Raw genomic sequence first — 8484 nt, 5'->3', positions numbered from 1 at the left:
CTGAGCCTGCATAAACCCCACCGGCACCGAACTCACCGGAGCCGCCGCAGCACGCTCCAACGACCGCGCCGAAGGCTGCCAGGACGTCACAACACCATCAACCGGCTTCCACTGGTCGATCGAACCAATCTCCAACGGGCCTACGCGCATCGCACCTCACCTCGTTCCTCGTCGCTCTGCGTCTCGTACTTCGTCTGAGACGGCGAGTTTGTTGCACCCGCGTCCGGCGGTGTTGCGAGCCTTGTTACGTGCCCTGGACCGCGATCCGCGTCTTGCGTCCGTAGTCCGACGTTGCCAGAACTGTTCTCAGTGTAAGGGGCGTAAGGAGAAAAAGCCAGCAAAACTTCGAAACTAAACAATGTGCGCAGCGAATGTAACGCGGCTCACATTCTGTGCCGGTCTCTACCCTGAATCTGTTTGCTAGTCCGCACCCGCCGCTGGCCTGGGCCGGGAGCAGCAATTGGCTCCCCGGTCAGCGAGAACCATCGGTGGCACGGGATAAAGTTGCATTTCAAAGCCATAACAAGCTCTTACCGCGGCCTCGTCGCAGGGTCTCGAAGCGCCGAGCAGACCCTTCGGCCGGCCAAACGCGGCGACGTTGCGGAAACAATTAACAGCTTTATTTCACGACCGGCCTGTTTTTCCATTTTCGGGCAATTCATCCGGCACCATCTGCCAGTCAATTATGGGAAATAGCGAGCAAATTGTGATTGCGCTCACTTATTGGGCGATATTTGCTGAATACCGCGGCGCGGGCGTCATCACCGCGGCCGGGATCCCACTGAGAGCCCCGGCAACCTCCCCGCCCGCCTGGTTCCCTGGATCTACCTGCGGATCTCCCAGGGGGCCCCGCCGGCGGGCAATTTAACTGAGAGGAAACTGAGTGCCGCATAGGAATTGCTCAGGTTGGTCCCCCGGCGCCGTTTTCGGGCCATTTGCGAGGCCATTCGCGGGATTCGAGACCGGCCGGAATTCGTACCGGAGCAAACAAGGACGACCGGTTTCTCGGGAACTAGCAGAAGAAGCGTGCCTATTTCCTGAGAAAAACTCAGAAAAGTGCGTAAGGGGTGTTCCCGCCCGTGCGTCTCGACGCCCTTGCCGCTCGCCGGCGGGTGTCACCGCTGTTAGCCAGACGGACACACCCGGCTAGCCGGCCTCCGCGACCGGAGCCGCGACCGGCACCGCACGGTACCGGGAACCAAGCTCGGGGACCGGGCTGAAGCCCTGCTTGCGGGCCACGGCGGCTGCTCTCCGCAGCAGGCCCGCGACGGCGACGAATCCGGTCTGGTCTGTCGCCAGGAACGGCGTGAACAGCCGGTTGTGGACGAGCGCAAAGGCCAGACCCGCTTCGGGAATGGCCCAGCCGAACGATCCGCCCAGACCGACATGGCCGAAGCCGGGGAGCAGGCCCGGGACCGACATGCCGTGGAAGCCCAGGTGGAAGCCCAGCGGTACCAGCAGATTGCGGTCGGGTCGCAGGTCGCGACGGCCGGTCAAGGCCGTGACCCGCTCGGCCGAGAGAAACCGCCGGCCACCGAGCTCGCCCCCGTTGGCGATCGCGCCGTACATCCGGGCCAGGCCGCGCGCGGTGATCACGCCGTTGGCCGAGGGGATCTCGCTGTCCAGCAGCGGGATGGCGCCCTGGACGACCGACCTCGCCCCCGGGAAGTACATCGATCCGAAAGCTGCGGAGATGTCCAGGGCGGCTACCCGCGGGGCGACGGCGTTGAACAGGGGATTCGGCAGGTTGAGCTGCGGCCCGAGGATGTCCGCGACGCGGGTCGGCGCCGATGCCGGGGGCCTGCCCAGGTGGATCCCGTCGGTGTCGAGCGGCTCGGCGACCTCCGCGCGAATCAGGTCCCGCATCCCGCGGCCGGTCACCGCGCGGGCCAGCCCGGACAGCAGCCAGCCGTACGTCAGCGCGTGATATGCCGACCTGCCCAGGTACCGGCCGGCCGGGGCGGCAGCGATCGTGGCCTCCATGACGTGATGGTCGAGCACCTGCCTTCGGCGGACTCCCTGCAGGTGAGACAGCCCGGCCCGGTGGCTGAGCACATCAGCAACGGTGATCGACGCCTTGCCGTTCGCGCCGAACTCCGGCCAGTATCGCGCCACCGGCGCGTCGTAGTCGATCAGGCCGCGGTCGGCCAGACGGTGGACCACCGTGGACGCCACGCCCTTGGTCGCCGAGAACACCATCGGCGCGGTATCGGCCGACCAGCGGGTCCTGCCGCGCCGGTCCGACCAGCCCGTCCACACGTCCACGACCGGCTGACCGTCGAGGTAGACGGCCAGGGCGCCGCCACCCGTGCGGGGGTGCGGGAACAGCATCGCGAAGCTGCGCACCGCGAGGGCGAAACTCGGATCGGCGACGCCGCGGACCCCCCGGGGCAGATCAGTCGATGTGGTCTGGGTCACACATTGAATGTAACCACGCGCTCGGGGCCGGTAAACCATGTTTGCCAACCCGCATCTGCACTGTTAACTTCCCCGCCCGGGCCGCCCGGTCGACTCCGCCGCCGCCAGAATCTGCTGGGCGGCCAGCGCCGGCGTCAACTCGCCGTCGCGGACCTGGCGCTCGACCTCGGCGCGCATCTTCTTCACCGCCGGGTTGGTGAGTACCCGATCCACCACCGCGTCGCGCACCATCGACCAGGTCCACTCCACCTGCTGGGCGCGTCGGCGCGCGTCGAACTCCCCGGCCTCGGTCAGGACGGCACGATGGCGCAGCACCGTCGCCCACAGCTCGGCGAGGCCGGTGCCCTCCAGCGCGCTGGTGGTCAGCACAGGCGGCCGCCACAGCGCATCGGCCGGCGTGATCAGGCGGATCGCGGCGGACAGTTCGCGGGCGGCGGCCGCGGCCTCGGTCGCGTGCGGCCCGTCGGCCTTGTTCACCACCGCGATGTCGGCCAGCTCCAGCACGCCCTTCTTGATGCCCTGCAGCTGGTCGCCGGTCCGGGCCAGGGTCATCACGATGAAGGTGTCGACCATCCCGGCGACGGCGACCTCCGACTGGCCGACCCCCACCGTCTCGATGAGGACGACGTCGAATCCGGCCGCCTCGAGCAACACGATGGTCTCGCGGGTGGCCCGGGTGACTCCGCCGAGCGTTCCCGAGGTCGGCGAGGGGCGGATGTAGGCGTCGGGGTGTACCGCCAGCCTCGCCATCCTGGTCTTGTCGCCGAGGATCGACCCCCCGGTGCGGGTGGAGGACGGGTCGACCGCCAGTACCGCCACCCGGTGGCCCTGCTCGATGAGGTCCATGCCGAGCGCCTCGATCGCGGTGGACTTGCCGACCCCCGGAACCCCCGTGATACCGACGCGCATCGCGCGACCCGCCGCGGGCATCAGCTCCATCAGCAGTCGCTGGGCCTGCTCGCGATGGTCGGCGCGAGCCGATTCGACCAGGGTGATCGCCCGGGGAAGCGCCGCGCGGTCACCGCCGCGGATCGCCGCGGCGAGTTCTGCGGTGGCTTCCGATCCCGGGCGGCCGGCCATCAGCTCAGGTCGTACCCGAGGCGCTGGGCCAGTTCCTGCAGCAGGCTCACCGCCGCCTGCGCGATCACCGTGCCCGGCGGATAGATCGCCGCCGCACCGGCTGCGCGGAGCTCGTCGAAGTCTCCTGGCGGGATCACTCCGCCCACCACGATCATGATGTCCGGGCGCCCGACCGCCGACAGCGCGTTGCGCAGCGCCGGCACGAGGGTGAGATGACCGGCCGCCAGGGACGACACCCCGACGACGTGGACGTCGTTGTCGGCGGCCTGGCGCGCGACCTCTTCCGGGGTCGAGAACAGCGACCCCACGTCGACATCGAAACCGATGTCGGCGAACGCCGTCGCAATGACCTTCTGCCCGCGGTCGTGGCCGTCCTGGCCCATCTTGGCGACCAGGATCCGCGGGCGGCGGCCGTCGGCCTCGGCGAACCGCTCCACCAGTCGGGTGGCTTCCGTTAACCCGGTGATGCCGCCTCCTGCGCCCCGTGAACCCGCCGTACCTACCGCCTCACGGTAGACCCCGGAGATGGTGCGGATCTCTGCCTGATGGCGACCGTAGACCTTCTCCAGCGCGCCGGACATCTCGCCGACCGTCGCCTTGGCACGGGCAGCGTCGATGGCCAGGGCCAGCAGGTTGTTGTCCAGACCGTGCCGCCCACCCGCGGGTGCCGGCTCGGCGGCCGCCCGGGTCAGCGCGTCCAGGGCGGCCGCCACCGCGGACTCGTCGCGACCGGCTCGCAACCGCCGCAGTTTGTCGAGTTGTTCGGCGCGGACGCGGCTGTTCTCGATCTTGAGCACATCGATCTCGGAATCGTCCTCGACGCGGTACTTGTTGACACCGATGACGGGCTGCTGACCCGAGTCGATCCGGGCCTGGGTTCGGGCGGCAGCCTCCTCGATGCGCAATTTGGGGATCCCCGCACTGATGGCCTGCGCCATGCCGCCGCGTTCGGTGACCTCGGCGATGTGCGTCCGGGCGCGCTGCGCCAGTTCGTGGGTCAGCCACTCCACGTAGTAGGAACCCCCCCACGGATCGATCGGACGGGTGGTGGCGGATTCCTGCTGCAGCAGCAGTTGGGTATTGCGGGCGATCCGGGCGGCGAAGTCGGTCGGCAGCGCCAACGCCTCGTCGAGGGCATTGGTGTGCAGCGACTGCGTATGGCCCTGCGTTGCAGCCATCGCCTCGATGCAGGTGCGGGCGACGTTGTTGTATGGATCCTGTGCCGTGAGCGACCACCCCGAGGTCTGCGAATGAGCCCGCAGCGGAAAGGATTTGGGGTTTTGCGCGCCGAACCCGCCGACCAGTTCGCACCACAGCAGCCGGGCGGCACGAAGTTTGGCGACCTCCATGAAGAAATTCATCCCGATGCCCCAGAAGAAGGACACCCGGGGGGCGAACTCGTCGATTGCCAGCCCGGCATCCAGCCCGGCCCGGAGGTAGTCGACACCGTCGGCCAGGGTGTACGCCAACTCCAGATCGGCCGTGGCCCCCGCCTCCTGGATGTGATAGCCCGAGATCGAGATCGAATTGAACTTCGGCATGCGTGCGCTGGTGTAGGCGAAGATGTCGGAGATGATCCGCATCGACGGCACGGGCGGATAGATGTAGGTGTTGCGGACCATGAACTCCTTGAGAATGTCGTTCTGGATGGTCCCGGCCAGCCGGTCCGGCGTCACGCCCTGCTCCTCGGCCGCCACCACGTACAGGGCGAGGACCGGAAGAACCGCGCCGTTCATCGTCATCGACACCGACACAGCTCCCAGATCGATGCCGTCGAAGAGTTCCCGCATGTCCAGGATCGAGTCGACGGCGACCCCGGCCATGCCGACGTCGCCCTGCACCCGCGGGTGGTCGGAGTCGTAACCGCGGTGGGTGGCCAGGTCGAACGCCACCGACAACCCCTTCTGCCCGGCCGCGAGGTTGCGCCGGTAGAAGGCGTTGGAGTCCGCCGCGGTGGAGAACCCGGCGTACTGGCGGATGGTCCAGGGCTGGTTGACGTACATGGTCGGGTACGGGCCGCGCAGGAAGGGGCGCTCGCCGGGGAAGCTGTCGAGCGGGTAACCCGCGGCAACGGCACCGTCGCGGTCCGCGCCGATGTAGACGGGCCTGACCACGATGCCCTCCGGGGTGGTCCAGGACAACTGATCGGCGGCGTACCCGTGGGCCGCCGCCGCGCCCGCCACCAACGCACCGACCGCCGAGGAGTCGGGCCGGGCCGCCCGCCCGGTGCTGCCGAGTTCGATGTCGGCGAAACTCGGGACGAGGCCGGCCGCGCCCGCGGTGACGTCGGAGTGGGTCATCGGGGATTCACGCTCCCGCCGCGCTCAGCAGTCCCGAAAGGACCTGCACGGCGTCGACGCCGCCGTGCAGAAACCCATCCGGCGCCGGTGACCCGGCTCCGCCGGCGGCCGGCGGCCCGGCGAGGTAGAGCGGCGCCAGACCGGCGGCCCGCGCGGCGGTCAGCACGCCGGCCAACTCGTCGCGGTAGCGCGCGTCGGTGCCGCAGATGACCGCCGTGCCGGTGTCCGCCCGCCGCGCGACGTCACCGACGGTGGCGGAATCGACGGTGCCCGGGTTGATCGCCTCGATACCGCCGGCGGCCAACAGGTTGACCGTGAAGGCGACCCGGGCGCTGTTCTCCGCCGCGGGCCCCAGTGGCAGCAGCAACGCGCGCGGGCGGGCACCGGTACCGCGCAGATGCGCGTCGGACCGGTCGCGAAGACTCTCGAACGCGGCGGCGTAGCGCGGGGGACCCGGGAAGTCGGTCCGCCGCAGCGGCGGCTCGGCCAGGTTCGGGAACTCGCTGACACCGGTGAGGGGTTTGCGGCGGTGGGCGATGTCCTCGTCGCGCCGGGACCGGACGGCCTCGATGCTTCCGGCGAGGTAGTCCCGGGCCGCGGCGAATCCGCCACGGGACTCGATCTCGCGGAAGTGCGACCACGCCTGGGCGGCAAGGGTTTCGGTGAGGTCCTCCACGTACCACGAGCCGCCCGCGGGGTCGAGCACTCGGCCGACGTGGGATTCCTCGAGAAGCAGCAGTTGGGTGTTGCGCGCGATGCGCCGGGCGAACCGCCGGTCCCCCGTGACGTCAAGTCCGCCGGGAATGGCGACGTCGAAGGGGAGAACCTGCACGGTGTCAGCCCCTCCGACACCGGCGGCGAACGCGGCGACGGTGGTACGCACCATATTCACCCAAGGATCACGCTGGGTCATCATCGGCAGCGACGTCACGGCGTGCAGCCGCACCGCGCCGGCATCGGGGTGGCCCAGCGCCTCGGCCACCCGACCCCACATCCGCCGTGCGGCGCGGAACTTCGCGATGCTCATGAACTGATCGTCATCGGCGGTCAGCAGGAAACTGACCTGGCCGAGCGCCGACGGCACGTCGAGGCCGGCCCCGACCAGCAATCGCAGGTAGTCGGTGGCGGCACCGATCACCCCGGCGAGTTCCCACGCCGCGTTGGCGCCGCGGTCGTGCAGGGCCGCACCGTCGACGGTGACCGAGCGCACGGCCAGCGTCGCAGCACGACCGGCCAGTGCCTGCACCTCGCCGACGGTCGGACCCGCACGGCCGGCGAAGGCGTCCATCAGCGGGTCGGCGCCCAGATCGATCGACAGTGCGGGGCCGACGTCACCGGCTCCGGCGACCAGGTCGAGCATCGCCTCGGCGGCGGGACCGAACTGCGCGCCGGCATCGAGCCGTACCGGGGCCAGTGCCAGGTAGACGCCCTCCAGAAGCCGGGCCAGATGCGCCGCGGGCACGCCGTCCCGGCCGACCCGCACGACCACCGCGCTGACCCCGTCGATGAGCGCGTCGAGCACTGCCGCATTGGCTTCCTCGACGGTCTCGGAGACCGGGCCGGCGTAGCCCGGCGCCGGGAACTCCTCGGCCACCTTCCAGCCGGCGAGGACGTCGGGGTGGGCGTCGCCGCCGCGCACGAACGGCCAGTCGCCCGGCAGCGGGGGCTCCGGCAACGCGTCGAGCGCGGTGTAGAGCGCCCGGATGGGAAATCCCTCGTAGGTCGGGGAGTCCAGCAGGCGTTCGGGTTGGGCCTGCTCCGCGGCGCCGGACCGGCCGCTCTTGGCGAGCACACTTCCGACCGCGCTGCGCCACCGGTCGCGCGCCCCCTCCAGGGTCTCCCCCAGGTCTGCGGACACCGGTAGCTCCTGTTGTCGTCTGGCGGCTGGGTACCAGGCTCTCAGGCTAGATGATCGCCACCGCCTACCGTGGACACCGTGAGTCCCCCCGCCCTGAGCGCTCTGCGCAGCGCGGCCTCGACGGTGGGCTCGGCGATCACCGCCACCACTGGTCAGATCAGCCGGACCCGCCTGCTGGTGACCGCGTTCGTCGCCGCGGCCCTGGTCACGGTCGCCCTGCTGGTACCGGTGCCCAGCGCGGTGGAACTGCGGGACTGGGCAGCGTCGCTGGGCGCGTGGTTCCCGCTGGCGTTCCTCGGCGTCCACGTCGCGATCACCGTGCTGCCCTTCCCCCGGACCGCGTTCACGCTGGCTGCCGGGCTGCTGTTCGGTCCGGCCCTCGGGGTCGTCCTCACCGTCGCCGCCAGCACGCTCAGTGCGATCCTGGCGCTGTATCTGGTGCGCGCCCTGGGCTGGCAACTCGGGCGACTCGTCAGCCACCCGGCGGTGGACTCGCTGGACGCCAGGCTGCGTGACCGCGGCTGGCCGGCGGTGTTCTCGCTGCGGCTGATCCCGGCCGTGCCGTTCTCCGTGCTCAACTACGCCGCGGCGGCCTCGGCCGTGCGGACGCTGCCCTATCTGTGGGCCACGCTCGCCGGTCTGCTGCCGGGCACCACCGCGGTGGTGGTCCTGGGTGACGCGCTGACCGGTGAGATCAGCCCGCTTCTGCTACTGATTTCGCTGTGCACCGGCACCCTTGGGGTGGCCGGGCTGATCTACGAGGCCCGGCGCCACCGCCGCAGCCGGTGACGGCGGGGCGAGGGCGGCGGGGGCGTCCGGGACGTCGGG

At 70.0% G+C, this 8484-nt stretch carries 5 protein-coding genes; 1 reads left to right on the top strand and 4 read right to left on the bottom strand.

All coding sequences use genetic code 11. The annotated features are described in order from the left end of the window. Window positions 1-1146: 1146 nt before the first annotated feature. Genes lipL through ACKOB8_RS08815 form a run of 4 tightly spaced genes read right to left on the bottom strand, consistent with a single transcriptional unit; the run spans window position 1147 to window position 7656 of the window. Window positions 1147-2457 carry an esterase/beta-lactamase LipL gene (gene lipL / locus ACKOB8_RS08830; RefSeq protein WP_526376836.1) on the bottom strand — a complete coding sequence of 437 codons (1311 nt, stop codon included), beginning with the start codon at window positions 2455-2457 and terminating at the stop codon, window positions 1147-1149. Between the two features lie 24 nt (window positions 2458-2481). Continuing rightward, the gene (gene meaB, locus ACKOB8_RS08825; RefSeq protein WP_526376835.1) at window positions 2482-3498 is read right to left on the bottom strand and encodes a methylmalonyl Co-A mutase-associated GTPase MeaB; all 1017 of its coding nucleotides are present in this window, start codon (window positions 3496-3498) and stop codon (window positions 2482-2484) included. Beyond that, entirely contained in the window at window positions 3498-5798 is a 2301-nt protein-coding gene (gene scpA, locus ACKOB8_RS08820) for a methylmalonyl-CoA mutase (protein ID WP_526376834.1), read from the bottom strand. The genes meaB and scpA overlap by 1 nt, the downstream gene beginning before the upstream one ends. 7 nt (window positions 5799-5805) lie before the next feature. Beyond that, complete coding sequence (locus tag ACKOB8_RS08815) at window positions 5806-7656, bottom strand: methylmalonyl-CoA mutase family protein (RefSeq protein ID WP_526376833.1); 1851 nt, start codon at window positions 7654-7656, stop codon at window positions 5806-5808. A 78-nt stretch (window positions 7657-7734) separates the two neighbouring features. On the opposite strand from ACKOB8_RS08815, the gene ACKOB8_RS08810 reads away from it, so the two are divergent. Beyond that, the gene (locus ACKOB8_RS08810; RefSeq protein WP_526376832.1) at window positions 7735-8445 is read left to right on the top strand and encodes a TVP38/TMEM64 family protein; all 711 of its coding nucleotides are present in this window, start codon (window positions 7735-7737) and stop codon (window positions 8443-8445) included. Window positions 8446-8484: the final 39 nt, after the last annotated feature.

The organism is Mycobacterium sp. (assembly GCF_046091765.1).
In the GTDB taxonomy this organism is placed as follows: domain Bacteria; phylum Actinomycetota; class Actinomycetes; order Mycobacteriales; family Mycobacteriaceae; genus Mycobacterium.
This window is presented reverse-complemented; position numbering and strand designations above follow the sequence as displayed.